We start from the raw sequence: 26,979 nt of genomic DNA on the forward strand, positions 1-26,979 counted from the left end.
CAGGAGATCCGCTTGCGAAATCAGGAAAGCTTCGCTCCGCTGACCGACCAGGAATTCGACGCCCTGCTGGGTGCCGAGGTCACCACCGGTGAGCTGGAGCGGGAGGACCGCCAGGCACTGCGCCGGGTGGCCGGCCTCTCCACCGAGCTCACCGATGTCACCGAGGTCGAGTACCGGCAACTCAGGTTGGAGCGGGTGGTCCTGGTCGGGGTCTGGACCGAGGGCACCGTCACCGACGCGGAGAACTCGCTGACCGAGCTGGCGGCGCTCGCCGAGACCGCCGGTTCCGAGGTTCTCGAAGGGCTGATCCAGCGCCGCACCCGGCCGGACCCGGCGACGTACATCGGGCGGGGCAAGGTCGACGATCTCGCCGCCGAGGTGCTCGCCTCCGGCGCGGACACGGTGATCTGCGACGGAGAGCTCTCGCCGTCCCAACTGCGCAACCTGGAGCAGCGCACCAAGGTCAAGGTGGTCGACCGGACCGCGCTGATCCTGGACATCTTCGCCCAGCACGCGAAGAGCAAGGAAGGTAAGGCCCAGGTCGAGCTGGCCCAGCTCGAATACCTGCTGCCCCGGCTGCGCGGATGGGGCGAGAGCCTGTCCCGCCAGGCCGGCGGTAGCGGTCGAGGTGGTGGCGCCGGTGGTGGCGTCGGTACCCGTGGCCCGGGTGAGACGAAGCTCGAGACCGACCGACGCCGGATCCGGCACCGCATCTCCCGCCTCCGGCGGGAAATCAAGAGCATGCGGGTGGTACGCCAGACCAAGCGCGCCCGACGTGGCCGCAACGCGGTCCCGGCGGTGGCGATCGCCGGTTACACCAACGCCGGCAAGTCCAGCATCCTCAACCGGCTCACCGGGGCGGGCGTGCTGGTCGAGGACGCGCTCTTCGCCACCCTGGACCCAACCACCCGCCGGGCGGACGCCACCGACGGTCGGGCGTACACCCTCTCGGACACGGTCGGCTTCGTCCGGCACCTGCCGCACCAGATCGTCGAGGCGTTCCGCTCGACCCTCGAGGAGGTGGCCGAGGCCGACCTGGTCGTGCACGTGGTGGACGGGGCACATCCCGACCCGGAGGAGCAGGTCCGCGCGGTCCGCGAGGTGCTCGCCGAGGTGGGCGCCGACAAGCTGCCCGAGCTGCTGGTGGTGAACAAGACCGACGCGGCCGACGAGGAGACGCTGCTCCGGCTCAAGCGGGAGTGGCCGGACGCGATCTTTGTTTCCGCGCACGCCGGGCGGGGCATCGAGGAGCTGCGGACGACCATCGAGCAGCGGCTGCCCCGGCCGGCGGTCGAACTGCGCGCGGTCCTGCCGTACGCCCGGGGTGACCTGGTCGCCCGGGTCCACCGGCGCGGCGAGGTGCTGGGCACCACACACCTCGCCGAGGGGACACTGCTGCACGTTCGGGTCGACGAGGCACTCGCCGCCGAACTGGCCCCTTACCGGGCGACCGGGGAGTAGTTTGGAACTGCCCGAACGGCAGTCCGGGGACGAAGGATCACGGGCCGCCCGGCGTGCTTCTGCGACGTGCGACACTTGCCGGATGCGACGTGCCCTCTCCTCGGTCGTGGTTGTCGGTGGTCTGGTCGGCGCGAGCCTGGGGCTTATGGCGGCCCCGGCGCTCGCCGCCCCGACCAAGGTCTGCACCGTCGACGACCCGCGTACCAACGAGCTGTCGGGCATGATCGCGACCAAGAGCGGTTACGTCGTGATCAACGACAGCACCGACGTCGAGAGCCACGATCAGATCTTCTTCCTGAGCAGCAAGTGCAAGGTGACGAAGACGGTGCCGTACCCCGGGCGCCGGGCCTCCGACCCCGAGGACCTGGCGCTCTCCGCCGACGGCAAGACGCTCTGGGTCGCGGACATCGGCGACAACGCCGACGCCGAGACCCGTCGCCGCAGCGTGGTGTTGTGGAGCCTGGCTGTCGAGGGGACCGGCAAGCCGGTCCCGCACCGGCTGGCGTACCCGGGCAACAAGCCGCACGACGCCGAGGCCCTGCTGATCGGGGCGGACGGCACCCCGTACATCGTCACCAAGACCGGCACCGAGAAGAGCGAGATCTACCGCCCCACGGCCCCGCTCCAGAAGGACAACGACCAGGGCGTGCCGATGGAGCTGGCGGGCGAGATCCGGCTGCCCAAGAGCACCACGGAGAACCTGCTCACCGCGACCGGCCGGCTGATGGTCACCGGTGCCGCCCGGTCGCCGGACGGTTCCAAGATCGTGCTGCGCACGTACGCGGACGCCTTCGAGTGGGACGTACCGGACGGCGACATCGTCAAGGCGCTCACCGGTGGCAAGCCCCGGATCACCCCGCTGGCCGACGCCTTCGGCGAGGCGATCTCGTACACCTCGGACGGCAAGTCCTTCGTGACCGTCTCGGACGTGGGCAGTCTCGCCGACGACACCGACGTGGTGATCCAGAGTTACGTCCCCTCGACCAAGGTGGCCGAGGCCGCCGCCGCGGCCGGTGACGAGGACGGGGGGGCCGACGGCGACAGCGGCAAGTCCTGGACCGCCGACCTGACCCTCACGGACATCACGTACCTGATCGCCGCCGTGGGGGTGGTCGGCGCGCTCCTGGTCGGCCTCGGGATCTGGGGCATCCTCCGCTCCCGGCGCAGGCGCGCCGCCGAGCCGGTGGATCTCCAGGCACCGCAGGACGACCCGAAGGGGCCGCAGGACGGCCGGCAGGTTCGGGAGGACGGCTCGTTCGAGTCGCCGGCCGCACCACCCCGGGGCACGACGTACGGCGGCGCCGGACAGGGTGCCGGCTGGACCGAGCCGGCGTCCGGCGCCGGTGGCGGTGGTGGTTACCGCCCCGGCGGGGAGTACGAAGCTCCGCGCCGGCCGGCGGCCGGGGTCTACGGCGGCCAGCCGGCCGGTGGTGCGGTCTACGGCGGAGGCGGGCCCGGTCGGCCGCCCGCGGGCGGCGCTGGCCAGGGTCGGCCGCCCGGCGGTGGCGGTGGCGGTGGCGCGGTGTACGGCGGAGGCGGTCCCGGCGGTGCCGCTCCCGGCCCGGTCTACGGGGGCGGGGGACGTGGCGGCCCTCAGCCGGCTGGTGACCCTCGTGGCCAGGGGGGCAACCGCCAGAACGGCCAGCCGCCGAACGGCTACGGCCAACCCCGGGGCGGCCAGTACGGGCAGCAGCAGGGCGGGCAGCGCGCCCAGCGCGGCCCGGGTGGACAGGGTCGACCGGGACCGAACGGTTACCCCGAGCGTGGTTATCCGGAGCAGGGTTACCCGGAGCAGGGCTACCCCGAGCAGGGGCGTCGCTGAGACCGTGAGCGGGGCGGCGGGTCAACGACGGTTCGGTTGACCCACCGCCGCCGGACACCGGACCCTCGCCCGGTTCCAGCGGAGCCGGGCCGGGGGCGGCCGGGGAAGACTCAGATCCGACGGAGTACGGCCACCACGCGTCCCATGATCGACGCGCTGTCACCGGGGATCGGGTCGAAGGCCGAGTTGGCCGGCATCAGCCAGACGTGCCCGTCCCGCCGACGGTAGGTCTTCACCGTCGCCTCGCCGTCGAGCATGGCCGCGACGATCTCGCCCGAGTCGGCGGTCGGCTGCTGCCGGACGACGACCCAGTCGCCGTCGCAGATCGCCGCGTCCAGCATCGAGTCGCCCTTCACCTTGAGCATGAAGACCTCGCCCTCACCGACCAGTTCGCGGGGGAGCGGGAAGACGTCCTCGACCGCCTGTTCGGCCAGGATCGGGCCACCCGCCGCGATCCGGCCGAGCATCGGCACGTAGGCCGGCGCCGGACGTTGTGCCCGGGCCGCCTCGTCGTCGAGCAGGTCGCTCGGCGGTCGTACGTCAACCGCGCGGGGGCGGTTGGGGTCGCGGCGCAGGAAGCCCTTCCGCTCCAACTCCTTGAGCTGGTAGGCGACGCTGGACGGGGAGACCAGGCCGACCGCCTCGCCGATCTCACGGACGCTCGGCGGGTAGCCGTAGCGCTCCACCCAGTCCCGGATGAACTCGAGGATCCGCCGTTGCCGGGCGGTCAGGTCGGCGCTCACCAGATCGGGGAAGTGGCTCACCACCGGCGTGACGGCCCGCAGGGTCGGCTCGGACGCGCGGGTGCGGGCCGCGCCACGCCGACGGGTCCCGGTGGCGCCGGAATCGGCGACGGCCTTCTGCGGATGGTGCTGCCCGTTGGTCCGGTCGTCGGTCGACACGTCCGTCCTCCCTGCTCGGCGGGGGTGCCTGGGTGGCACGTGGTGCGCATGGGACCGAGAGCCCGGGACGGCGCGGCGCCGGTCGGGTTCGGTTGTTCACGACCGTATAGGTGAGATCAGACAGTTTCAAACATCTGTACGACGTGGCGTCGGCGTGTCGCGCCCGCGCGCTCGACATCCGTACGCCTGTTCTGATACACCATCGTACGTCTGTTCTATCGAACTGGCGTTCGATCTTGGAGGTCAGCGTGGGTGCGTCGGAGATGTCTCGGCCCTCGCGGGGCGGCCGGCTCCGTTTGACCCGGCGAGGTCGGGCCGTGCTGCTCGGCTTCTACCTGCTCGTCGCGATCGGGTTGGCGGTGATCCTCGCGCCCTCGTCGCGGGCGGCCGACCCGCCCGGCCCGGCGCCGACCGCCGTGGTGTTGCCCGGGGACACGCTCTGGTCGGTTGCCGAGCGGCACCGGCCCAGCCGACAGCCGTTCCGGATGATCGACGAGATCCGCCGGCTCAACGGGATCGAGGGTTACACGATCCACGCCGGCCAGCGGCTGACCCTTCCCCGGGAAGAGTGACCCTCCGTCATCGGACGGTTCTGTGCGGTGATCGTCTGACCGTCCGTCGGGGACCGGTAACCGCTGGCCGACCCCGGGTGTTGGGAAGATAACGGCGACGCGCGACACCCGCCCGTCAACTTGACCCCGGCCGCTACGCGGCATACGGTCGACCCCTAGATGTAGTAGTGACAAGGGTGTAAGTCGACCACAGGTTGGGTTCGACTACTCACCGCTTCCCACTCAACAGCACGGCGCCAGCCACCGTAGGGTGGCTCCCGCCGGCTGTTCGGGTGTCCGGAAGATGGCGGGCGCCCCTCGCGGTGGTGAAAGGAGCTCGGCCATGCGGTGTCCATACTGCCGGCACGCCGACTCTCGGGTCGTCGACTCACGTGAGGCCGATGACGGTCAGTTGATCCGGCGTCGGCGGGCCTGCCCCGAGTGTGGGAAGCGGTTCACCACGGTCGAGGAGGCCGTGCTCGCGGTGGTCAAGCGGAGCGGGGTGACCGAGCCGTTCAGCCGTACGAAGATCATCGGCGGGGTGCGCAAGGCGTGCCAGGGCCGCCCGGTCGACGAGGACCGCATCGCGCTGCTCGCGCAGCGGGTGGAGGAGACCGTCCGGGCCAAGGGCGCCGCCGAGATACCGAGCCACGAGGTGGGACTGGCCATCCTCGGGCCGCTGCGGGAGCTGGACGAGGTGGCCTACCTCCGCTTCGCCAGCGTCTACCGCTCGTTCGACTCCCTGGGGGACTTCGAACGGGAGATCGAGGCCCTGCGCGCCGCCGCCGCCGCCCGAACGGCGGCCCGGGACGGCGCCGGGGAGCGGGCCCCGGTGGCGGATCCGGCAACGCCGGAGCCGGCCGGCGGCCGTACCAGTTGACTTTCTGCGATTTTTTGAATTTCGGTGGCACGGCGGCGGACCGTGTCGGTTAGGGGGCGGATGAGATGGCGGGGGAAGGCATGACAGCGAACAAGAGCCGGGCGCGGGCGACCACCACGACCGGGCTGAAGGTGGAGCGGGTCTGGACCACCGAGGGGGTGCACCCCTACGACGAGGTGACCTGGGAACGCCGGGACGTCGTGATGACCAACTGGCGGGACGGCTCGATCAACTTCGAGCAGCGGGGGGTCGAGTACCCGGACTCCTGGAGCGTCAACGCGGCCAACATCGTCACCACCAAGTACTTCCGGGGCGCGGTCGGCACCCCGGAGCGTGAGTGGTCGCTCAAGCAGCTCATCGACCGGGTGGTGAAGACCTACCGCGCCGCAGGGGAGCAGCATGGTTACTTCGCCACCGACACCGACGCCGAGATCTTCGAGCACGAGCTGACCTGGATGCTGCTGCACCAGGTCTTCAGCTTCAACTCGCCGGTCTGGTTCAACGTCGGCACCGCCTCGCCACAGCAGGTCAGCGCCTGCTTCATCCTGGCGGTGGACGACTCGATGGACTCGATCCTCGACTGGTACAAGGAAGAGGGGCTGATCTTCAAGGGTGGGTCCGGCTCCGGGGTCAACCTCTCCCGGATCCGCTCCTCGCGCGAGCTGCTCTCCAGCGGCGGCACCGCCTCCGGCCCGGTCAGCTTCATGCGCGGCGCGGACGCCAGCGCCGGCACCATCAAGTCCGGCGGCGCCACCCGGCGGGCGGCCAAGATGGTCATCCTCGACGTGGACCACCCGGACATCGAGGAGTTCGTCACCACCAAGGCGCGCGAGGAGCACAAGATCCGTGCGCTGCGCGACGCCGGGTTCGACATGGACCTCGGTGGCTCCGACATCGTCAGCGTCCAGTACCAGAACGCCAACAACTCGGTCCGGGTCACCGACGAGTTCATGCGCGCGGTCGAGGAGAGTGGCACCTTCGACCTGCGCGGCCGGCTCGACGGCGCGGTGATCGACACGGTGGACGCCAAGGGGCTCTTCCGCACCATCGCCCAGGCCGCCTGGGAGTGCGCCGACCCGGGCCTGCAGTACGACGACACCATCAACGACTGGCACACCAGCCCGGAGACCGGGCGGATCACCGCCTCCAACCCGTGCTCGGAGTACCTGCACCTGGACAACTCCTCGTGCAACCTGGCCTCGCTGAACCTGATGAAGTTCCTCCGCGCCGACGGTGGCTTCGAGGTGGAGAAGTTCGTCCGCTCGGTCGAGTTCGTGATCACCGCGATGGACATCTCGATCTGCTTCGCCGACTTCCCGACCGAGAAGATCGGTGAGACCACCCGTGCCTACCGGCAGCTCGGCATCGGCTACGCCAACCTCGGCGCGCTGCTGATGGCGACCGGTCACCCGTACGACTCGGAGACCGGGCGCTCGGTCGCGGCGGCGATCACCTCGCTGATGACCGGCACCGCGTACCGCCGCTCGGCGGAGCTGGCCGGCGTGGTCGGCGCGTACGAGGGCTACGCCCGTAACGCCGAGGGGCACAAGCGGGTGATGCGCAAGCACGCCGCCGCCAACGACGAGATCAAGCCCACCGGTGCGGTGGCGACCGCGATCGTGCGCGAGGCGACCAAGCAGTGGACCGAGGGGAACAAGGTCGGCGAGCGCAACGGCTGGCGCAACGCCCAGGCGTCGGTGCTCGCCCCGACCGGCACCATCGGCCTGATGATGGACTGCGACACCACCGGGGTCGAGCCGGACCTGGCGCTGGTCAAGTTCAAGAAGCTGGTCGGCGGCGGCTCGATGCAGATCGTCAACCAGACCGTCCCGCGCGCCCTGCGCAGCCTCGGCTACCCGGAGGAGCAGGTCGAGGCGATCGTCGAGCACATCGCCGACCACGGGCACGTGGTTGATGCCCCCGGCCTCAAGCCGGAGCACTACGCGGTCTTCGACTGCGCCATGGGCGAGCGTTCGATCGCCCCGATGGGGCACGTACGGATGATGGCGGCGGTGCAGCCGTTCATCTCCGGCGCGATCAGCAAGACGGTCAACATGCCGGAGGCGGCCACCGTCGCCGACGTGGAGCAGATCTACTTCGAGGGCTGGAAGCTCGGCCTGAAGGCGCTGGCGATCTACCGGGACAACTGCAAGGTCGGACAGCCGCTCTCGGTGGCCAAGCCGGCCAAGGCGACCGAGTCGGCTCCGGCCGAGGTCGCGGCGGCGGCGGAGCAGGCGGTCGAGAAGGTCATCGAGTACCGCCCGGTGCGCAAGCGGCTGCCGAAGAAGCGCCCGTCCGAGACGGTCTCCTTCTCGGTCGGCGGGGCGGAGGGCTACCTGACCGCCTCCTCGTACCCGGACGACGGTCTGGGCGAGGTCTTCCTGAAGATGTCCAAGCAGGGCTCGACCCTGGCCGGGGTGATGGACGCCTTCTCGGTGGCCATCTCGATCGGCCTGCAGTACGGCGTCCCGCTGGACACGTACGTCAGCAAGTTCACCAACATGCGGTTCGAGCCGGCCGGTATGACCGACGACCCGGACATCCGGATGGCGGCGTCGGTGATGGACTACATCTTCCGTCGGCTGGCCCTGGACTTCCTGCCCTACGAGCGCCGGGCCGAACTCGGCATCTTCACCGCCACCGAGCGGGCCGCCCAACTGCGGGCCGAGGCGGAGGCGGAGAACAACATGGAGCTGACCGTATTGGCCTCCTCCGCTCCGGTGGCGGCGCCGGTCGAGGTCAAGCCGGAGCCGGTGGCTGCCCCCGCCGCCCCGGTCACGGCGGTGGACGCCGAGGTGGCATCGGCCAAGCCGCTGGGCGTACGGGTGGGTTCCTCCACCGAGTTGCTGGAGGCGGTGCTGGGCAAGGCGGCGGACGCCCCGCTCTGCTTCACCTGCGGCACGAAGATGCGCCCGGCGGGTAGCTGCTACGTCTGCGAGGGCTGCGGCTCGACCTCGGGTTGCAGCTGATCGCGAGAAGCGGCCGTACGGACGGACCCGGCGACGGGGGCTGACCGCACGGCACGGGACTGACCGATGACACCGTCCCCCGGACCCGCCAGGTCCGGGGGACGGTGTGCTTGCCAGGGTCGACTCGCCGGTCAGCCCGCCGGCAGGTCCCGCATCCCGCACAGTGGTGAGAAGAGGACGAACAGGGCGGCGCTCCAGGTGCCGAGTACGCAGATCCACAGCGCCGTACGCAGGCCCAGGTGGCTGCCGAGCGTGCCGCCGAAGAGGGCGCCGAGCGGGATGACCCCGTAGCAGATCCGGAGGAACGCCGCGTTGACCCGCCCGAGGAGTTCGGCGAAGTCCCGGCCCATCACCAGCTTCGCGTTGCCGTCCACCAACTGGTCGGCTCGCACCAGGCGGGGGAACGCGCTCCGGTAGGCAACGGTGAAGCCGACGGTCAGCACACCGGTGAGCCCGACGACGACGTACAGGAACCAGAGCGTCAGCTCCCAGGCGACGGCGACAAGCGGCACCGGCACCAGCAGGGCGAACCGTCCCAGATCGCAGACGATCATGAGTCTGCGCTGGTCGACGCGGTCGGCCAGGATGCCGGCCGGCAGTGAGAAGAGCAGGTACGGCAGCCAGGCGAGGAGCGTCAGCAGCGAGATCTCGAACACGCTCGCGTGCAGGGTCTCGGCGGCGAGCACCGGCACCGCGATGCCGGAGATCCTGGTCCCCATCTCGCCGACCGTCTGACCGCCCCAGAGCAGCAGGAAGTCGCGGCTGCGCCAGAGCGACGGGGGAGTGCAGGCCCCGTTCTCCGGGGCGTACGTGAGCTGTCGTGTCACCGATGACGCCTGTCTGCGCGGGAGTCGGCACTCTATCGGCGCCAGGTCCGGCCGGGGAAAGCATTTTTTGCCCCTGTCGGCCTCCCGACGAGTGACGGACCAGACCCCGGAAGCACCTTGACAGTTGACCCCGTTGGTTAGATGGTTAGTTACATGAGTAATGAACCAGCAAACCCGCACCGGCCGGGCCGGACCGGGATCGTGCCGGGCGGTCGCGGGTGATGGAGGAGGGGCGGCCGATCTTCCTCCAGGTCGCGGAGCTGCTGGCGACCGCGATCATCGACGGCACGCTCGCCGAGGAAGCCCAGGTCCCCTCGACCAACGAACTGGCCGCCTTCCACCGGATCAACCCGGCGACCGCGGCCAAGGGCGTGAACCAGCTTGTCGACGACGGTGTGCTGTACAAGAAACGAGGAATCGGGATGTTCGTCGCCACCGGCGCCCGCGCGAAGCTGCGGGAGCGACGCCGCGAAGAGTTCGCCGACCAGTACGTCCGACCCCTGCTCGCCGAGGCGCGCAAGCTCGGCATCGGCGCCGAGGAGCTGAAGTCGATGATCGACATCCGGGAGGGGGAGCGATGAACCCGGTTGTCACCGTCACCGGCCTCACCAAGCGCTACGGTCACACGACCGCGCTCGACAACGTCAGTTTCACCCTGGCCGAGAACACGATCCACGGCCTGCTCGGCCGAAACGGCGCGGGCAAGACCACCCTGATGCAGATCCTCACCGGACAGAACTTCGCCAGCTCCGGCGAGCTGTCGGTGTTCGGGCAGCACCCGTACGAGAACAGCGGGGTGCTGACCGGGCTCTGCTTCATCAAGGAGAGCCAGACCTACCCGCAACCCTTCCAGGTACGGCACGCGCTGGAGGCGGCCAGCCTGCTCTTCCCGCACTGGGACGGGGACTTCGCCTCGGCCCTGGTCGACGACTTCCAGCTCCCGCCCCGCCGGCAGGTGCGCAAGCTCTCCCGGGGCATGCTCTCCGCGCTCGGCGTCATCATCGGACTCGCCGCCCGGGCACCGCTCACCTTCTTCGACGAGCCGTACCTGGGACTGGACGCCACCGCCCGTCAGATCTTCTACGACCGGCTGCTGACCGACTATGCCGAGCACCCGCGCACCATCGTGCTCTCCACCCACCTCATCGACGAGGTCAGCAACCTGATCGAGCACGTCCTGCTGATCGACCAGGGACGGATCCTGCTGGACGAGAGCGCGGACGTGCTCCGTACCGAACTGGTGACGGTCTCCGGCTCGCTCGACGCACTGGAGCGGCTGGGCACGCGCGCCGAGGAGCTGCACCGCGAACGGATGGGGAACCTGGTCCGGGTCACCCTCCGGGGCGCGTTCGCGCCGGCCGACCGGGAGCGGGCCGCCGCGCTCGGGCTGGACCTGGCGCCGGTCGCGTTGCAGGAACTGGTGGTTCGGCTCACCAGCACCGCCAACGGTGCCGATCATGTCCGTGACCAGGGCAAGGGCAACGTCCGTACGGCAGACAAGGGGGACGTCCGATGAGCCGCGTGCTCACCGCGACCCGGATCCAACTGATCACCTGGCCAGCTCTGGTCGGCTGGCCGTGGGGCATCGTGGGCTCCAGCTTCCTGATCAACCTGGCCCTGTTCAGCGCGATCGGGGACGACATCCCGGACGGGCCGCAGACCGGCGGACTGCTCAGCATCTACGTCGTGCTGATGGTCAGCGCCGGCCAGTCGATCACCCAGTTCTTCTCGTTCTCGCTCGGGCTGAGCCTCACCCGGCGGACCTTCTACGCCGCGACCTCGCTGCTGGTGGTCGCCGAGTCACTGGTCTTCGGGGTGCTGATCTACCTACTCAAGCTGGTCGAGCGAGCCACCGACGGCTGGGGCATCTCCATGCGCTTCTTCGGCCTCTCCTTCATGAACAGCGACAACCCGCTCGCCCAGATCGTGATCTACACGGTGCCCTTTGTCGTGCTCGGCTATTTCGGGATCTGTGCGGCGCTGGTGCACAAGCGGTGGGGGATGGGTGGCCTCTACCTGGTGAGCATCGCCCTGCTCTTCCTGTTCGGCCTGCTCGGCGTGCTGGTCACCTGGCAGCGGTGGTGGCCGGCGGTGGGACAGTGGTTCGCCGACCAGTCCCCGCTGAGCCTCTTCGCCGGCTGGCCGGCACTGCTGGCGGTCGCGCTCGCCACCGTCGGCCTGCTGACCATCCGTCGGGCCACCGCCTGACCTCGCCCGGCCGGAGAGGGCTCACGGGTCGCGAGGGGTTCGGCTCTTTCGGGGGAGCCGAACCCCTCGCCGTCGGCGGAGTGCCGACGCCGCTGACGTAACCTCGCGGGATGGGCGACGGCGGGCGGGAGCGGCGGCTTCCGCTGGCACCCCGGCCGCTGGACCGGCCACACCGGTCCCGGCTCGCCCCGGACCACCCCGGGCGGGAGGCGATCCTGGCCGTGCACTCGGCCGCCCTCGCCGCCGGCCAGGCCGGTTACCCGGACCCAACGACCGGACTGTTCGTGCTCACCGCGGGCTTCCTGGCCCGGCGTGGCACCTGCTGCGGACGGGGGTGCCGGCACTGTCCGTATGTCGACGACGAGCCGGCCGCCGACCCGGCTCCCATCGACCGCCCGGACCGGTAGCGTCTGCGCCCATGGCGAGGTACGTGGTCATCGGAGGCGGCATCGTCGGGCTGGCGACGGCCCACCGGATCACCCTGGACCGGCCCGGTGCCGAGGTGACCGTGCTGGAGAAGGAGCCGCGACTGGCGGCCCACCAGACCGGTCACAACTCGGGCGTCATCCACGCCGGGGTCTACTACCGGCCGGGCAGTCTCAAGGCCGAGCTCTGCCGCGCGGGCAGCCGTTCCATGGTGGACTTCTGCGCAGAGCAGGACATCCCGGTGGGGCGCTGCGGCAAGCTGATCGTCGCCACCGAGGAGGCGGAACTGCCCCGGCTGCGGGCGCTGCACGAGCGGGCCCTCGCCAACCGGCTGCCGGTACGTCTGCTGAGCGCCGCCGAGGCGGCCGAGTACGAGCCGGCGGCGCGCTGTGTCGAGGCGCTGCGGGTCGAGTCGACCGGAATCGTCGACTTCACCTCGGTCTGCGCGGCGCTGGCCACCCTGGCGGAGAAGGCCGGTGCCCGGATCCGGCTCGGTGCCCGGGTCACCGGGATCCGCACCCGCGCCAACGGGCCAGGGCCAGGTGGCGGTCCGGGTCGAGCCCGGCCGACCGGTGCGGACGAGATCGTGGTGACCAGCACCGACGGCGAGGTGGTGGCCGACGTGCTGGTCAACTGCGCGGGGCTGCACGCCGACCGGGTGGCCCGGCTGGCCGGCGTCGTACCTCCCGCGCGGATCGTCCCGTTCCGGGGCGAGTACTACGAGCTCCGGCCGGAGCGGCGGGACCTGGTACGCGGGCTGATCTACCCGGTACCCGACCCGCAGTTCCCCTTCCTCGGCGTACACCTGACGCGGATGATCGACGGCAGCGTGCACGCCGGCCCGAACGCGGTGCTGGCGCTGGCCCGGGAGGGCTACTCGTGGCGGCGCGTCGATCCACGGGAGGTGGCCGACCTGGTCGGCTACCCGGGGCTGTGGCGGCTGGCCCGCCGGCACCTGGGTTACGGCCTGACCGAGGTACGCCGCTCGCTGTCCCGACGCCGGTTCGCCGCCAGCCTGGCCCGGCTGGTGCCGGAGCTGACCGAGCACGACCTGGTGCCGAGCGCGGCAGGCGTACGCGCCCAGGCGATCGCACCGGACGGCTCGCTGGTCGACGATTTCCTCATCGTGGACGGCCCCCGACAGGTGCACGTGCTCAACGCGCCGTCCCCGGCGGCGACCAGTTCGTTGGAGATCGCCAAGCACATCGTGGCCCGGCTGCCCGAATAGCCGGATTACGCGGTCCACCCGCGGGCGAAAAGTGTCGACGGAGAGGCTCGACCGAGCGGGGGGTTTCGTCCCTACCGCCCGACCCCGTACGGTGTCCGACGGACTCACCGGCCGCCGGCCGGAGGCGAGCGGGAGGTCATCGTGCGAGGGCGGCTCTTACTGATCGGCGCCGGGCTGCTGGCGCTCTCCGGCTGTGGCGAGCCGACGGCCGAGACCAGGAGCGAACCGCTGCCGATCCCACCGGTGGTCAAGCTGCCGGCCGCGGCCGCCGGTGGGGTCTGCCGGCTGCTCGACTACCCGGCGATCGAAAAGGCCGTGGGCACCACGTTCGACGTGTCGGCCGCCACCACCCAGGGCAAGACCAACACCTGCGTACTCCAGTCGGAGCAGGCCAGTCTGCCGGACCTGGCGCTGGCGGTGACGCCGACCACGGCGGACGCCTCGGTCTTCGGCGACGAGGCGCCCGACGGCGGACAGAGCGTCAAGGGGCTGGGCAAGGCCGCCTACCGGGTGACGCTCGCCCCGGGCAAGGATCACGGCGCCGGCGTGGAGGTGTGCTGGCTCTCCTCGGACGGTCAGATGATCAGCCTCCGCTACACCCTGCCGGCCGGTGAGGGTAAGCCGGCGGCGGACGCCCTCGCGGGGAAGCTTGTCACGCTGGCCAAACAGGTCGACGCCGCCGACCGCTGACGTCGCCGCGTCGCCGCGTCGCCGGGAGCAGTTCCGACCGGAAGCCGGCCTGACTGGAGCGCTTCACCTCGACCGCCAACGGCGGCCCAGACACCTCCGGCCGCCGTTGGACGGCGGCCGGAGTGGGTGTGTGCGGTCGGATCACGTCCCGGACCTGCCGGGACGGGAGAATCAGGTGGCGGCGACGAAGACCCGGGAAGCCACCTCACGGGGCAGCCGGATCTTGTCCCCGGAGCGGTCGATGGTCACGCCGTCGCGCTCCTGGGCCACGGTCACCGTGGCACCCGGGTCGACCCCGGCGGCGTGCAGTTGCCGCAGCACGTCACCGTCGGTCTGCACGCTCTCGCAGATCCGTCGGACCACGACCGGGCCGGTCAGGCCGGGGAAGGCCAGGTTGCGCTCGCCGTCCGGAACCTCGGTGTTCGCCGAGACGTGCTCGCTGCCGAGCGCCTCCAGGCCGGGGATCGGGTTGCCGTACGGCGAGCGGGTCGGCCGGTTCAGCAGGTCGTAGACCTTCTGCTCGACCGCGTCGCTCATCACGTGCTCCCACCGGCAGGCCTCCTCGTGGGCCTCCTCGTAGGGCATCCCGATCACGTTGACGAGCAGCAGCTCGGCGAGCCGGTGCTTGCGCATCACGGCGATCGCGAGGCCCCGCCCGGAGTCGGTGAGGCGCAGGTGCCGGTCGTCCTCCAGGGTCAACAGCCCGTCACGTTCCATCCGCGCCACGGTCTGGCTGACGGTCGGTCCGCTCTGGTGCAGCCGCTCGGCGATCCGGGCGCGCAGCGCCGGCACGCCCTCCTCTTCCAGTTCGAGAATGGTGCGCAGGTACATCTCTGTCGTATCGACAAGGTCGTTCACGTCAGCCGCCCTCCCGGTACGCAATGCTACCCCGAGTCACCGACACGGAGCCGTACCCGGAACGGGACGTCTCCTGTTGGTGCCGGCCGAATGTGATGGTGTCGACTGGGTGTCATGCGCGCCACAGATGATCTTCTGGTCGACGTAGCCACCCTCGTCGCGGAGCTGGCCGACCCGGAGCCGGCCGCACCTACCGTACTCGATGTGCGCTGGCGTCTCGCCGGCCCGCCCGGCCGCGCCGACCACCTTGCCGGAGCGCGGGCGATCGGGTCCTCGCGATCCCGAATCTGATCAGCTTCGCCCGGCTGCGCGGCGCACCCCTACACCAGATCAGGCAGCCGAAGCGACGGGAAGCTGAGGCCCGGCCCAGGAACCCGCCCGACCATGATCACGAATAGTTCGGCTCGCCATAGCCGGCCAAACTCTTCGCGATCACCAGGCACCTGTCCGGGGCGGTCTTTGTCGATCTGGACGGGAGGCTCTGCCGCCCGTCCGGCGATGGTGGGCGGCGCCCGTTGTCCGACCCGGGGGCTCCGCAACGGGCCCTGTGCGCGACCGGGGCTCTGCAACGGGCTCTGTGCGCGGCCGGGGTCCGACCCGGGCGCCACCCCAGGTTGGACTGCCAGCTCCTCGACCCTGCTCGGAAGCTTGACGCCGACGGCAAGGTTGAGGAGTCCGAGGCTCTTGCCGTAGCCGCCACCTACTTGCGCAAAATGCGGCCGTTTCCTTGCGCATCACACGGTGGAGTGGCTGGTCTCCTGCTGAGCGGCGCGTCGCAGCACTCCCGAGATCTCCTCGATGTTCAGCCCGCCGATGTAGTCCACCATCAACGAGCACACGTTCCTCACCGTTTCCGGCATTGACTCGGAGCCGAGCCCTGATGGCGGAATCACGACGCGGAAACGGGGATCGTTGATCGCGCTGCCGATCAGCCGCTCCGCGATCCACAGCGGTACGCGCTCCCGCAGCACGAAGGTCAGGTGCACGCTGGTTTCGTTGGAGTGCCGTGAGTGCGGATTGTGCACCCAGCCCCGAGGTAGTACGAGAACCTGTCCGGCGGACAAGTCGACCGTCATGTCGGGGCCGGAGTCCTGCCACTGCCCGACCCAGTCGCCGTCCCAGAGGCGCGTTGACGTCGCGTGGTCGCGGTATGGCGACTCGATCTTGGGCTCCCACAGCTCCCAGGTCTTCGATCCCTCCAACTGCACGACGATCCCGAGGTACTGGTCCCAGTGATAGTCGAGCCCTTGGGTGCCGCCCGGGGTGATGAACGCGGTCACATACGCGGGGCAGCCGGTCTGCGCCTGGATGCCAGCACAGATGGCGCTCATGGGGGGATGCCAGCGATTCAGCTCGCGGAGCTGAATGGTGACACCCTGATCGAGTAGGAGTTGCACGGAGGCCGGCGCCACCCGATCGTCCGCGGTGAACCGGCCCGGATGCAGCGCCTCGCCCCGATGGAACATGTTGACGTAGGTGCTCGGCGCGCAGCCGGCGGTCAGGAAGCCGCGAATCGTCTGCGCGTTGATCACCCGTCCGACCGGGCTGTCGGACGGAAGAGTCAGTGCGAATGGTTTGGTAGGCCATTCGGTCAAAATGGTAGCGGCGGCCTCGCGGCCGATGATCATGTCGAGGGACATGAGGATCTCCCAGGGGGCGAAGTCAGTTCGGTGGGAGGGGACATGGAATTTCGGAGAGGTGGCGATGCGGGCAGGAGATCACCGCGTACGTCACGACCCTGTTGCCGTTCTTGCTCGTGGTGTAGTGCCAGATGGCGTCGCCCCCGTGCCTCAGCGACAGTTCTGTGTATTCCAGCCAGTCGCCCGGGGTGCCGTAGCTGAGAGTCGGGTCGGGCGGGCACTGGGCATACATGCCGGTGAGCCAGGCAAGCGGTTCCTGCAAGTCAGTCCATGTCCGCTCCTGTGCCGTCTGGCCTCGCCGCAGGAGGTAGTGCCCGTTCTGCATGGGCGGCGTGTTAGCCGCGATGAACGCAACCGTCTGCGCGTCGCCGGGGCTGTTACCGGGGCGCCGCTCAGGCTCGTGCTCGCGCCTGAAGAACTCGTGCGTACCCCGCCAGGGGCCGTAACCGTGCCAATGGTGCGCCACCAGCGCAATCATCCCTCTCGGGGGCGGGCTGGCCGCACATTCCGCGCGGCCAGCCCTCGATTGGTTAGCTGATCTCGCCGGCCTGGTACGCCGCGAAGAAGTTGTCCAACTCCTGCCGGGTGAACCGGAGGGTCGGCGTGTCAGCGCCCAGCTTCGAGTCGCCGATGATGACGGCGTCGGGGTTGCCGGGCAGGATGGCGGCGGCGACGCAGCTCTCCATGGAGAGGTTGTTGATGCCACCGCCGCAGAGCTTGCGGAGGTTCACGCTGGAGGCGTCGACCTCGTACAGATTGACCTGCTCCACGAGACAATCTCCCTTCGGGTGCGCTGTGCGGGGATTCGGTCCCCGTGCCGGTGGTGCCTTTGTGCGCCCGTCAGGTGTCGCCTGGCCTGGACGACAACTGGCGGGAGTCCCGGGGCGGCATCCAGCACATGATGCGTTCGAAGATGGCCCGTACGTCCGGCGGCGGCCCGAGGGCGGCGTCGTAGACGTGCAGGTCGGAGATGGCGTCCACGAACTGTGTGGCGAGGTAGAGCATCAGTGCGACCCGCTGGTGCCGGAAGCTCACGGTCAGGTCGCGCCGGGCGTCGGCGCACGGCCACGGTCGGGCGCAGAGCCGGCAGCACCAGACCGGACGCAGTGGTAGGTGAATCTGCCGGGTCGCGACCGGCTTCGGCTCGATCACCAGAGCGGCCCTTCCGGCGCTGGCCGTTCGATCTCTGCCAGGACGCGACGACGGATCGCATAAACCGCCTCGGGCAGCTCGGGCTTACCCATCGGCTTTTCAATCCCGCGTACGGTGACCCATTCGGTGTCGTACGCTCCCGCGTCGATCGGCACGTGGGTCAGCCGTAGGTGAAGATCACCCATGCTGTCCTCGTAGGCGGGGATGACGGTCCGACGGTAATCGCCCGCCTCGGCGTGAACCGTCTCTCCCACCTGGGCAAAAGCGCTACCGATCATGACGGCTGCCCTTGTGGTGCACGCGGTGGCCAATGTTCTGGCCGAACGTCAGTACCGGACCAAAGGTCCCGCCATCGGCGGTAGACGAACATCTGTACCTCCTCGACATTGGAGGCGGGGCCGTCCCGCAGGGAGGTTGGGACGGCCCCGCGCGGTTCCGCCCGTCCGATACCGGGGTGGATAAAGCACCAGGGTCCGAGCGGTTCCACTAGTGACACCCTGCTATCCGACCCCCTACTCTCGGAAGGAATCCACCCACCACCGACCAGCCGTACGGCTGGCGGTGATCAATGTGCAGAGGTGTGCAGATGAATCGAACGCCCATGCTTGACTTGTTCGCCGGGGAACTGCGCCGCCTGCGCACGGAAGCCGGCCTCTCTCAGGAGGCACTGGGAGAAAAGATCAAGTATTCGGCGTCGCTCGTGGCATCGGTCGAGCAGTGCAGGCGTCCGCCCCGAGAAGAATTCACCCAGCGGTGCGACGACATCCTTCAGGCCGGTGGCCTGCTGGTCCGCATCCGTAACACAATCATCCGCGAGAGCCTGATGCCGTGGTTCCGCGAGTGGGTCACGGTCGAACAGGAGGCAACCGCGCTGTGCAGCTTCGAGCCCATGGTTCTGCCCGGCCTGCTACAGACCGAGGAGTACGCGCGGGCGCTGCATGAGGGGGCGAGCCAACTCGTCGGCGACGAGATGGAGCAGCAGGTCGCGGCCCGGCTTGCCCGGCAGGCGATCCTCATCCGAGACAGCCCGCCGCTTTTTGTCGGGGTGCTCGACTACACCGCGTTGGAGCGCCCGATCGGCGGGCCGAAGGTCATGCGGGAGCAACTTCACCACCTGATGGAGGTCGGCCGCAGGCCGAGGGTCCATCTTCATCTGGTCCCGAAGGGGACCGGTGCGTACCCGGGACTCAACGGTGCCTTCGTGCTCGCCACGCCGCCGGAGGGCGACGACATGGGCTACCTCGACAACCAGTTGCAGGGCACAATTGTCGAGCGGTCCGTGGACGTACACTCCTTGCGGCAAACGTGGGAGTCTGTGCGGGCTGAGGCTATGCCTCACGGGCAGACCATGAAGATGATCTCGGAGGCGGCAGAGGTATGGACCTGACCGGCGCGATCTGGCACAAGAGCACCCGGAGTAGTGGCAACTCGGGCAACTGCGTCGAGGTCGCCGACAACCTCGCGGGCGTCGTGCTCGTCCGAGACACCAAGGACCGCGACGGCGGCACCCTGTCCTTCGGACCCGAAGCGTGGAGGGCGTTCGTCGGCTTCGCCCGGAAGTCCTAGTACCAGGCAGGACGATGCCCCGGCTACCCGATGGGTGGGCTGGGGCTTCGTTGTTTGTCCCCAGCACCGGAACGGGGCGTCTCCTGTTGGTGCCGGCCGAATGTGATGGTGTTGACTGGGTGTCATGCGCGCCACAGATGATCTTCTGGTCGACGTAGCCACCCTCGTCGCCGAGCTGGCCGACCCGGAGCCGGCCGCACCTACCGTACTCGATGTGCGCTGGCGTCTCGCCGGCCCGCCCGGCCGCGCCGACTACGCCGTGGGGCACCTGCCCGGGGCGGTCTTCGTGGACCTGGATCGGGAGCTGTGCGGCCCGCCCGGTGTCGGCGGTCGGCACCCGTTGCCCGACCCGGAGACCCTGCAACAGGCCCTGCGCGCCGCCGGGGTCCGGGCCGGGCACCCGGTCGTGGTCTACGACGGCGGGGACGGGATGGCCGCCGCCCGCGCCTGGTGGACGCTGCGCTGGGCCGGGCACGGAGAGGTCCGGGTGCTCGACGGTGGCTACCCGGCCTGGGTCGACGCCGGGCAGCCGGTCACCGACCAGGTCCCGGCACCGTCGCCCGGGGACGTCACGGTCCGGCCGGGCGCCCTGCCGGTCCTCGACGCGGCGGAGGCTGCCGCGCTCGCCCGCGACGGCGTGCTGCTCGACGTCCGCGCGCCGGCCCGCTACCGGGGCGAGACCGAGCCGGTCGACCCGGTGGCGGGACACGTCCCCGGCGCGGTCAACCTGCCGACCACCGAACACGTCGGCGCGGGCGGCCGGCTGCGGGCCGCCGACGCGCTCCGGTCCCGGTTCGCCGAGGCCGGCGTCGAGCCCGGCGTACGCGTCGGCGCGTACTGCGGCTCCGGGGTGACCGCCGCGCACACCGTCTTCGCCCTGCACCTCGCCGGACACCCGGACGCTGCCCTCTACGTCGGCTCGTGGAGCCACTGGCTCACCGATCCCGGTCGCCCGGTCGCCACCGGTTCGGAAGGCTGAGCCACCGGTTCGGAAGGCTGAGCCACCGGTTCCGACGGCTGAGCCGGTAGGGCGGTGGTCCGGAACGGGCCTGGGACGCGGCAGCGGGGCATGCGACGATGGCGCCATGTCGGATGGCACGGTGGTGGTGTGGGACGAATCCCTGCTCGCCTACGACCTGGGTGAGCATCCGCTCGACCCGGTCCGGGTCGAGCTGACCGTCGCGTTGGCGCGGGAGCTCGGCGTCCTCGACCGGCCGGGGGTCCGGCTGGTCAGGCCGGTCGCGGCGGACGAGGCGGCGCTGACCCGGGTGCACCGGCCGGACTACCTGGACGCGGTCCGGGCCGCCCCGGACGACCCGTTCTTCTCCGGGTACGGCCTGAACACCCCCGACAACCCGGTCTTCGACAACATGCACGAGTCGAGCGCCCTGGTCGCCGGGGCGAGCATCGCCGCCGCCGAGGCGGTCTGGCGGGGCGAGGCCCGACGCGCGGTCAACGTCGCCGGTGGCCTGCACCACGCCATGGCCGGACGGGCCGCCGGGTTCTGTGTCTACAACGACCCCGCGGTGGCCATCGCCCGGCTGCTCGACCTCGGGGCCGAGCGGGTGGGCTACGTGGACGTCGACGTGCACCACGGCGACGGCGTGCAGGAGATCTTCGCCGACGATCCCCGGGTGCTCACCATCAGCCTGCACGAGACGCCGATGACCCTCTTCCCGGGCACCGGCTTCTCCGACGAGACCGGTGGACCGGCGGCCAAGGGCAGCGCGGTCAACGTGCCACTGCCGCCCGGCACCGGCGACGCCGGCTGGCTGCGGGCCTTCCACGCGGTGGTGCCGTCGGTGCTGCGGGCGTTCCGGCCGCAGATCCTGGTCACCCAGTGCGGTGCGGACAGCCACCGGCTCGACCCCCTGGCCGACCTGCGCCTCTCGGTGGACGGCCAGCGGGCCAGCTACCTGGCCCTGCGGGCACTCGCCGACGAACTCTGCGACGGGCGCTGGATCGCCACCGGCGGCGGCGGGTACGCCCTGGTCGAGGTCGTGCCGAGGGCCTGGACCCACCTGCTCGCGATCGCCACCGGGGAGCCGATCGCCCCGGCCACGCTGACCCCGCCGGCCTGGCGCGCGCTGGCCCGTGCCCGGCGGCCGGAGCGGGAGGTGCCGCTGCGGATGACCGACGACGTCGACCCGACGTACCAGCCGTGGCAGCCGGCCGGTGAGCCGGACGCGGTCGACCGGGCCATCCTCGCCACCCGCAAGGCGGTCTTCCCCCTGCACGGGCTGGACCCGTACGACCCGAGGGACTGACCCGGGGACCGACCGGGGGAGTGGACGGAGGCGATCGGGTTGGTCGACGGCCCACCGGAGCGTGCCGCAGACGTGCTGCTGCGCGACGGCACCACGGTCCACCTGCGACCGATCCGCACCGACGACGCGGCGGGCATCGTCGCCATGCACTCCCGTTTCTCCGAGCGCACCCGCTACCTGCGCTACTTCTCGCCGTACCCGCGCATTCCCGACCGGGACCTGCGGCGTTTCGTGACCGTCGACCACCACGACCGGGAGGCGTTCGTGGTGCTCTCGGCCGGGCAGATCCTGGCTGTCGGCCGGTTCGACCGGCTCGGACCGGGGGCCACCGACGCCGAGGTGGCCTTCGTGGTGGAGGACGCGCACCAGGGCCGGGGCATCGGCTCGGTCCTGCTCGAACACCTGGCCGAGGCGGCTCGCGCGGAGGGGATCACCCGGTTCGTGGCCGAGGTGCTGCCGTCGAATGCGACCATGTTGCGGGTCTTCGCCGACTTCGGCTACCTGGTGCAGCGCCAGTACGCCGACGGCGTGGTCCACCTCAGCTTCCCGATCGCCCCGACCGAGGAGTCGTTGCGGGTGCAGTGGGGACGCGAGCACCGGACCGAGGCGCGCTCGATCGCCCGGCTGCTCACCCCGACCGGGGTCGCCGTGTACGGCGCCAGCGCCACCGGCCAGGGCATCGGCGCCGCCATCCTCGGGCACCTGCGCGACGGCGGGTTCACCGGGCACCTGGTGCCCGTCCATCCTGCCGCGCCACGCGTCGGCGGCCTGCCCGCGTACCCGTCGGCGGCCGACGCCCCGGTGGCGCTGGACCTGGCCGTGGTCGCGGTGCCGCCGGAGGCCGTACCGGAGGTGGTGGCCGACGCGGCCCGGGCCGGACTGCACGCCCTGGTCGTGGTCTCGGCCGGGTTCGCCGAGTCCGGCCCGGCCGGTGCCGCCGCCCAGCGTGACCTGATCCGCGAGGCGTACGCCGCCGGTATGCGGGTGGTCGGGCCGAACTGTCTCGGGATCGCGAACACCGACCCCCGGGTACGCCTGAACGCGACCCTCGCGCCCCGACTGCCGGTCGCCGGACGGGTCGGCTTCTTCAGCCAGTCCGGAGTGCTCGGCGTCGCGCTGCTCGCCGAGGCCGAACGCCGGGGACTGGGCCTGTCGAGTTTTGTCTCCGCCGGCAACCGGGCGGACGTCTCCGGCAACGACCTGTTGCAGTACTGGCAGGACGATCCGGGCACCGACGTGATTCTGCTCTACCTGGAGACCTTCGGTAACCCGCGCAAGTTCGCCCGGCTCGCCCGTCGGATCGGCCGCACCAAGCCGGTGGTCGCGCTCGCCTCACCCGCCCCCGCCGTGCTGGACACGACGCTGACCGGGCCCCACACGGAAGCGGTGGCCGGGCCGGACACGGAAGCGGTGGCCGGGCCGGACACGGAAGCGGTGGCCGGGCCGGACACGGAAGCGGTGGCCGGGCTGGACACGATGACGGTCATCGGGCCGGACGCGGCGGCGGTGACCGCACTGCACGGCCAGGCCGGGGTGATCCGGGTGGAGACGGTCGCCGAACTCTTCGACGTCGCGGTGCTGCTCGCCCATCAACCGCTGCCGACCGGTCGCCGGGTCGGCATCGTGGGCAACTCCACCGCGCTGGCCGACCTGGCGGCGATCGCCTGCCGGTCGCACGGACTCACCATCGCCACCGGCTACCCGGCGAACGTCGGGCCGCAGGCCACCGCACACGAATTCGCCGACGCGCTCGCCCTCGCCGCGGTGGATCCGGCGGTGGACGCTCTGCTGGTGCACTTCGCCCCGCCGCTGCCCGGACAGCTCGTCGGCGAGGACGCCGACTTCGCGTCGGCGGTGGCGAGTGTCGCGCTCGCCGGTGACCGACCGACGGTGGCGACCTTCCCGGTCGGTCGACCACCGGCGGGCGTGCCGTCCTACCCCACCGTGGAGGAGGCGGTACGCGCACTGTCCCGGGTGGCCGGGTACGCCGACTGGCTGCGCCGGCCCGTCGGCCACCTGCCCGAACTGGCCGGGATCGAGCCCGAGGCGGCCCGGGACGTACTCGCCCCCGGGTGGGTCGTCGGTGGTCACTGGTCCACCGACGGCAGGTCGGGAACGCCGGAGGGGACCGGCCTCGCCGAGCGCCTGCTCGCCGCGTACGGGATCGTGGTCGTACCGTCCACCCTGGTCGACTCCGCCGACGCGGCGGTGGCGGCGGCCGGGGAACGGGGCTACCCGGTGGCGCTCAAGGCGGCGCGGGAGGGGCTCAGGCACCGGCTCGACCTGGGGGCGGTTCGGCTGGACCGGACCGACGACGCGGAGGTACGCCGGGCGTACCGGGAGATCGCCGAGCGGTTCGGCCCCCGGGTCCTGGTGCAGCCGATGGTCACCCCCGGCGTGGCCTGCGTGGTCGAGGCGGTCGAGGATCCCACCTTCGGCCCGGTGGTCGGGTTCGGGCTGGGCGGGGTGGCGACCGAACTGCTCGGCGACCGGGCGTGGCGGGCCGCGCCGCTGACCGACCGGGACGCCCAGGCGCTGGTCGACGAGCCACGGGCGGCACCGCTGCTGCGCGGCTACCGGGGCGCCGACCCGGTCGACCGGCAGGCGCTGGCCGACCTGCTGCAACGGGTCGGTCGGCTGGTGGACGAGCAGCCCCGGGTACGTTCCCTGCGGCTCAACCCGGTGCTCGCCCGACCGGACGGCCTGTCGGTGCTGCACGCCCAGATCGACCTCTCCCCGCCCGCCTCCGCGCCCCGCCCCGACACCGGCCCCCGCCGCCTCTGACCCGAAAGGAAGGGCCCCTTGTTATCGCATCCGGTAGTACAAGGGGCCCTTGTTAACCGGTAACCCGGCCGTCGGTGTCGCTGCCGAGACGCCACAGCACCAGGCGGTTGGCAGCGGCGAGTACGGCCAGCGCCGCGCCGAGGACCGGATGACCGCTGACGACCAGTACGGCGGTCGCGGCGCCGAAGACCACCCACTCCGGGACCAGCCGGAGCGGGTCGGCGAGTTTCCGGTCCGACTTCGGCGCGACCCACCTGCCCCAGATCAACGCGGCGGCGAGCGGCGCCAGCACCGCGAGCAGGATCCGTTGCCAGAACTGCGGGCCCCCGGCCAGCCAACCGCCGTACGCCAGTGCGACCAGGGCGCAGAGTTCCAGCAGGAACCGCAGGCCGAGGTTCGCGACTCTCATCCCCGCACTCTCTCACCCCGGGGCGGGGCGGTGGCGCGGGTCGGTGCCGGAAGCCACCGGTGGGTACACCGAAGGACCCCCGGTCGACGCGAACCGCTGTCGACGGGGGGTCCTGGTGCCCGACCGTGGTTGCTTAGCTGGCGTACGCCTCCAGCCGGTCGGCGCGGGACGGGTCCCGCAGCTTGATCAGGGTCACCTTCTCGATCTGCCGGATCCGTTCCCGGGAGAGCCCGAACTCCCGGCCCACCTCGTCGAGGGTGCGCTGCCGGCCGTCGTCCAGCCCGAACCGGAGCCGGATAACCGCCTGCTCGCGCTGCGACAGGGTGGCCAGCACGATCTCCACCTCGTTGCGGAGCATGCCCTGGGAGACCGCGTCACCGGGCTCCTCGCGCGGGTCGACCGCGGCGACGAAGTCACCGAGCGCGCTCTCGCCGTCCTCGCCGACGGCCTGGTCCAGGCTCACCGGCTCGCGGTCGTACGAGATCAGCTCGATCACCTGGAACTCCGGCACCCCCAGCGCGACGGCCACCTCGGCCACGGTGGGTTCGCGGCCGAGCGAGCCGGCGAGGTCGCGCCGGGCCCGGACCATCCGGTTGACCTGCTCGACCATGTGCACCGGGATGCGGATGGTGCGGGCCTGGTCGGCCATGGCGCGGGTGATGGCCTGGCGGATCCACCAGGTGGCGTAGGTGGAGAACTTGTAGCCCTTGGTGTAGTCGAACTTCTCGACGGCGCGGATGAGGCCGAGGTTGCCCTCCTGGATCAGGTCGAGGAAGGCCATGCCGCGACCGGTGTAACGCTTCGCGATGCTCACCACCAGGCGGAGGTTCGCCTCCAGCAGGTGGTTCTTCGCCAGCCGGCCCTGGTCGGCGACGATCTCCAGGTCCCGCCGCAGCGACGCGGTCGGCTCGGCGGCCAGCTTCTCCTCGGCGTACAGGCCCGCCTCGATCCGCTTGGCCAGATCGACCTCCTGTACGGCGGTGAGCAGCTTGGTCCGCCCGATGCCGTTGAGGTACGCGCGCACCAGGTCGGCGGAGACGCCACGCTCGTCGGTCGCGTCGAGGTCGACCAGGTTGTCGCCGGCGGTGTTGTCGCCGAACACGGTGCCGGCGGTGGTGAATCTGGTGCTATCTGGCCCGTTGATGGCGGCCGGGTGAAGTTCGTTCTGAGTCAGTTGTAGGACCATCTTCAGTCGCCTCCCCGCGTCGACTAAGTGGTGCGTACCGGCGGCCGTGTGGCGCCGACGGAAACCAGCTTGGCCGGTGGGGCGTGAAGCGGAGGTGAGGCAATCGTCGGGGTGGCATGAAACCGGTAGTTCGCCCGGGTGAATCGACTGATTCACGGTGTTATGTCGATAATCTTTTTCTGCCGGGATCCGGGCTTGCCGGGACGGACTACTGTGCCACCGACCGGCCACGCGGCCAGCAGGGAGAGCCGCGGGCAGCGACTCAGCCGACGATTGCCAACGGAGGACGGCGTGGTCTTCAAGAGACTGATGCAGGCTATGGGCGTGGGGGGTCCGTCGGTGGAGACCGTCCTGGACAACCCGAACTGCCGGCCGGGTGGTCACCTCGAGGGGCGGATCCAGGTCGCCGGCGGCGACCACGCGGTGGACATCGAGTACGTCGCGCTCGGCCTGGTCACCCGGGTCGAGGTGGAGAGCGGCGACGGCGAGTACGACACCACGCAGGAGTTCCAGCGCCAGCGGGCCACCGGCTCGTTCCGACTGGAGAGCGGGCAGCGCCACGAGATCCCGTTCCGGTTCGAGGTGCCCTGGGAGACGCCGATCACCGAGGTCTACGGTCAGCACCTGCACGGCATGACGATGGGGCTGCGTACCGAGCTCGAAGTGGCCCGCGCGGTCGACAAGGGCGACCTGGACGCCGTGGCGGTCCATCCGTTGCCGGCGCAGGAGCGGATCCTGGACGCGTTGCTCCGCCTCGGCTTCCGCTTCACCCGGGCCGACGTCGAGCGCGGCCGGATCTACGGTGTGCAGCAGACGCTCCCGTTCTACCAGGAGATCGAGTTCTACCCCGCCCCCCAGTACGCCCGCGCGATCAACCAGCTCGAGCTGACCTTCGTCGGGACGCCGCAGCACCTTCAGGTGGTGCTCGAACTCGACAAGCGGGGCGGCGTCTTCACCGAGGGGCGCGACGCGTTCGGCCGGTTCACCGTCGACTACGCCACCGCCGACCGGACCGACTGGAACGCCCAGCTCGATGGCTGGCTGCGCCAGTCGATGCGCCAGCGCGGCCTGTTCTTCTGACCCTGCACCGCCGTCCCCCGCCCGGCCAGAGGCACCGAGCGGGGGACGGGACGGTCAGGGACGGGACGGTCAG

Annotated in this window: 28 protein-coding genes and 1 pseudogene; 19 read left to right on the plus strand and 10 right to left on the minus strand. The window is 70.8% G+C overall.

All coding sequences use genetic code 11. From position 1 onward, the window contains the following. Positions 1-12: 12 nt before the first annotated feature. Complete coding sequence (gene hflX, locus ACI2K4_RS08405; protein WP_404509742.1) at positions 13-1,461, plus strand: GTPase HflX; 1,449 nt, start codon at positions 13-15, stop codon at positions 1,459-1,461. A gap of 82 nt (positions 1,462-1,543) precedes the next feature. Beyond that, a complete protein-coding gene (locus ACI2K4_RS08410) occupies positions 1,544-3,283 on the plus strand; it encodes a hypothetical protein (RefSeq protein ID WP_404509743.1) in 1,740 nt (579 codons plus the stop codon). Between the two features lie 110 nt (positions 3,284-3,393). On the opposite strand, the gene lexA is transcribed toward ACI2K4_RS08410, so the two are convergent. After that, positions 3,394-4,185 carry a transcriptional repressor LexA gene (gene lexA, locus ACI2K4_RS08415; protein ID WP_404509744.1) on the minus strand — a complete coding sequence of 264 codons (792 nt, stop codon included), beginning with the start codon at positions 4,183-4,185 and terminating at the stop codon, positions 3,394-3,396. Between the two features lie 263 nt (positions 4,186-4,448). Between lexA and ACI2K4_RS08420 the strand changes: the two genes are divergently transcribed. From ACI2K4_RS08420 to ACI2K4_RS08430, 3 genes are all read left to right on the plus strand, one after another. Then, positions 4,449-4,757 carry a LysM peptidoglycan-binding domain-containing protein gene (locus ACI2K4_RS08420; RefSeq protein ID WP_404509745.1) on the plus strand — a complete coding sequence of 103 codons (309 nt, stop codon included), beginning with the start codon at positions 4,449-4,451 and terminating at the stop codon, positions 4,755-4,757. A 322-nt stretch (positions 4,758-5,079) separates the two neighbouring features. Further along, the gene (nrdR, locus tag ACI2K4_RS08425; RefSeq protein ID WP_404509746.1) at positions 5,080-5,616 is read left to right on the plus strand and encodes a transcriptional regulator NrdR; all 537 of its coding nucleotides are present in this window, start codon (positions 5,080-5,082) and stop codon (positions 5,614-5,616) included. Between the two features lie 65 nt (positions 5,617-5,681). Then, complete coding sequence (locus tag ACI2K4_RS08430; protein ID WP_404509748.1) at positions 5,682-8,585, plus strand: vitamin B12-dependent ribonucleotide reductase; 2,904 nt, start codon at positions 5,682-5,684, stop codon at positions 8,583-8,585. 131 nt (positions 8,586-8,716) lie between these two features. Here the strand turns inward: ACI2K4_RS08430 and ACI2K4_RS08435 are convergent, their stop codons facing one another. Beyond that, entirely contained in the window at positions 8,717-9,412 is a 696-nt protein-coding gene (locus tag ACI2K4_RS08435; protein WP_404509749.1) for an MFS transporter, read from the minus strand. 221 nt (positions 9,413-9,633) lie between these two features. Between ACI2K4_RS08435 and ACI2K4_RS08440 the strand changes: the two genes are divergently transcribed. The 6 genes from ACI2K4_RS08440 (at position 9,634) to ACI2K4_RS08465 (ending at position 13,964) form a co-directional block, all read left to right on the plus strand. Then, complete coding sequence (locus ACI2K4_RS08440) at positions 9,634-9,993, plus strand: GntR family transcriptional regulator (protein ID WP_404509750.1); 360 nt, start codon at positions 9,634-9,636, stop codon at positions 9,991-9,993. Further along, positions 9,990-10,928, plus strand: a complete 939-nt coding sequence (locus ACI2K4_RS08445) for an ATP-binding cassette domain-containing protein (RefSeq protein WP_404509751.1) — start codon at positions 9,990-9,992, stop codon at positions 10,926-10,928. The genes ACI2K4_RS08440 and ACI2K4_RS08445 overlap by 4 nt, the downstream gene beginning before the upstream one ends. After that, positions 10,925-11,620, plus strand: a complete 696-nt coding sequence (locus ACI2K4_RS08450; protein ID WP_404509752.1) for an ABC transporter permease — start codon at positions 10,925-10,927, stop codon at positions 11,618-11,620. The genes ACI2K4_RS08445 and ACI2K4_RS08450 overlap by 4 nt, the downstream gene beginning before the upstream one ends. A gap of 110 nt (positions 11,621-11,730) precedes the next feature. Further along, positions 11,731-12,027, plus strand: a complete 297-nt coding sequence (locus ACI2K4_RS08455; RefSeq protein WP_404509753.1) for a DUF5522 domain-containing protein — start codon at positions 11,731-11,733, stop codon at positions 12,025-12,027. A gap of 11 nt (positions 12,028-12,038) precedes the next feature. Continuing rightward, positions 12,039-13,274, plus strand: a complete 1,236-nt coding sequence (gene lhgO / locus ACI2K4_RS08460) for an L-2-hydroxyglutarate oxidase (protein WP_404509754.1) — start codon at positions 12,039-12,041, stop codon at positions 13,272-13,274. Between the two features lie 141 nt (positions 13,275-13,415). Then, complete coding sequence (locus tag ACI2K4_RS08465; protein ID WP_404509755.1) at positions 13,416-13,964, plus strand: hypothetical protein; 549 nt, start codon at positions 13,416-13,418, stop codon at positions 13,962-13,964. Between the two features lie 171 nt (positions 13,965-14,135). Here the strand turns inward: ACI2K4_RS08465 and ACI2K4_RS08470 are convergent, their stop codons facing one another. Continuing rightward, positions 14,136-14,822 (minus strand): metal-dependent transcriptional regulator, encoded by a 687-nt coding sequence (locus ACI2K4_RS08470; protein WP_404509757.1) that lies wholly within the window; start codon positions 14,820-14,822, stop codon positions 14,136-14,138. Between the two features lie 114 nt (positions 14,823-14,936). On the opposite strand from ACI2K4_RS08470, the gene ACI2K4_RS08475 reads away from it, so the two are divergent. Together ACI2K4_RS08475 and ACI2K4_RS08480 are read left to right on the plus strand one after the other, a co-directional pair. Further along, positions 14,937-15,113 (plus strand): hypothetical protein, encoded by a 177-nt coding sequence (locus tag ACI2K4_RS08475; RefSeq protein ID WP_404509758.1) that lies wholly within the window; start codon positions 14,937-14,939, stop codon positions 15,111-15,113. A 149-nt stretch (positions 15,114-15,262) separates the two neighbouring features. Beyond that, a pseudogene (locus ACI2K4_RS08480) lies at positions 15,263-15,382 on the plus strand (sulfurtransferase); the annotation flags it as partial. Positions 15,383-15,556: 174 nt separating this feature from the next. Here ACI2K4_RS08480 and ACI2K4_RS08485 read toward each other — a convergent pair. From ACI2K4_RS08485 to ACI2K4_RS08505, 5 genes are all read right to left on the minus strand, one after another. Continuing rightward, on the minus strand, positions 15,557-16,462 hold the full coding sequence (locus tag ACI2K4_RS08485) for a JmjC domain-containing protein (RefSeq protein ID WP_404509759.1): 906 nt from the start codon (positions 16,460-16,462) through the stop codon (positions 15,557-15,559). A gap of 22 nt (positions 16,463-16,484) precedes the next feature. Next, on the minus strand, positions 16,485-16,940 hold the full coding sequence (locus ACI2K4_RS08490; RefSeq protein ID WP_404509760.1) for a hypothetical protein: 456 nt from the start codon (positions 16,938-16,940) through the stop codon (positions 16,485-16,487). Between the two features lie 52 nt (positions 16,941-16,992). Further along, entirely contained in the window at positions 16,993-17,232 is a 240-nt protein-coding gene (locus ACI2K4_RS08495) for a DUF397 domain-containing protein (protein ID WP_404509762.1), read from the minus strand. Between the two features lie 70 nt (positions 17,233-17,302). Then, entirely contained in the window at positions 17,303-17,614 is a 312-nt protein-coding gene (locus ACI2K4_RS08500) for a hypothetical protein (protein WP_404509763.1), read from the minus strand. Next, positions 17,611-17,892, minus strand: a complete 282-nt coding sequence (locus tag ACI2K4_RS08505; protein WP_404509764.1) for a hypothetical protein — start codon at positions 17,890-17,892, stop codon at positions 17,611-17,613. Before ACI2K4_RS08505 ends, ACI2K4_RS08500 begins: the two co-directional genes overlap by 4 nt. A 308-nt stretch (positions 17,893-18,200) precedes the next feature. On the opposite strand from ACI2K4_RS08505, the gene ACI2K4_RS08510 reads away from it, so the two are divergent. The 5 genes from ACI2K4_RS08510 (at position 18,201) to ACI2K4_RS08530 (ending at position 24,231) form a co-directional block, all read left to right on the plus strand. After that, positions 18,201-19,001, plus strand: a complete 801-nt coding sequence (locus tag ACI2K4_RS08510) for a Scr1 family TA system antitoxin-like transcriptional regulator (protein WP_404509765.1) — start codon at positions 18,201-18,203, stop codon at positions 18,999-19,001. Further along, a complete protein-coding gene (locus tag ACI2K4_RS08515; protein ID WP_404509766.1) occupies positions 18,992-19,180 on the plus strand; it encodes a DUF397 domain-containing protein in 189 nt (62 codons plus the stop codon). Before ACI2K4_RS08510 ends, ACI2K4_RS08515 begins: the two co-directional genes overlap by 10 nt. A 124-nt stretch (positions 19,181-19,304) precedes the next feature. Next, positions 19,305-20,159 carry a sulfurtransferase gene (locus ACI2K4_RS08520; protein ID WP_404509767.1) on the plus strand — a complete coding sequence of 285 codons (855 nt, stop codon included), beginning with the start codon at positions 19,305-19,307 and terminating at the stop codon, positions 20,157-20,159. A gap of 106 nt (positions 20,160-20,265) precedes the next feature. Continuing rightward, complete coding sequence (locus ACI2K4_RS08525; protein ID WP_404509768.1) at positions 20,266-21,447, plus strand: acetoin utilization protein AcuC; 1,182 nt, start codon at positions 20,266-20,268, stop codon at positions 21,445-21,447. Positions 21,448-21,486: 39 nt separating this feature from the next. Next, complete coding sequence (locus ACI2K4_RS08530) at positions 21,487-24,231, plus strand: GNAT family N-acetyltransferase (protein ID WP_404509770.1); 2,745 nt, start codon at positions 21,487-21,489, stop codon at positions 24,229-24,231. Positions 24,232-24,283: 52 nt separating this feature from the next. Here ACI2K4_RS08530 and ACI2K4_RS08535 read toward each other — a convergent pair whose 3' ends face one another. Both ACI2K4_RS08535 and sigB read right to left on the minus strand, forming a co-directional pair. Continuing rightward, on the minus strand, positions 24,284-24,640 hold the full coding sequence (locus ACI2K4_RS08535) for a YrdB family protein (protein ID WP_404509771.1): 357 nt from the start codon (positions 24,638-24,640) through the stop codon (positions 24,284-24,286). 133 nt (positions 24,641-24,773) lie between these two features. Next, on the minus strand, positions 24,774-25,826 hold the full coding sequence (gene sigB / locus ACI2K4_RS08540; protein ID WP_404509772.1) for an RNA polymerase sigma factor SigB: 1,053 nt from the start codon (positions 25,824-25,826) through the stop codon (positions 24,774-24,776). A 291-nt stretch (positions 25,827-26,117) separates the two neighbouring features. Here sigB and ACI2K4_RS08545 point away from each other — a divergent pair, with 291 nt between their 5' ends. Next, positions 26,118-26,906 (plus strand): sporulation protein, encoded by a 789-nt coding sequence (locus tag ACI2K4_RS08545; RefSeq protein WP_404509774.1) that lies wholly within the window; start codon positions 26,118-26,120, stop codon positions 26,904-26,906. Positions 26,907-26,979 lie beyond the last annotated feature (73 nt).

The organism is Micromonospora sp. NPDC050397 (assembly GCF_044901685.1).
Taxonomy (GTDB): domain Bacteria; phylum Actinomycetota; class Actinomycetes; order Mycobacteriales; family Micromonosporaceae; genus Micromonospora_G.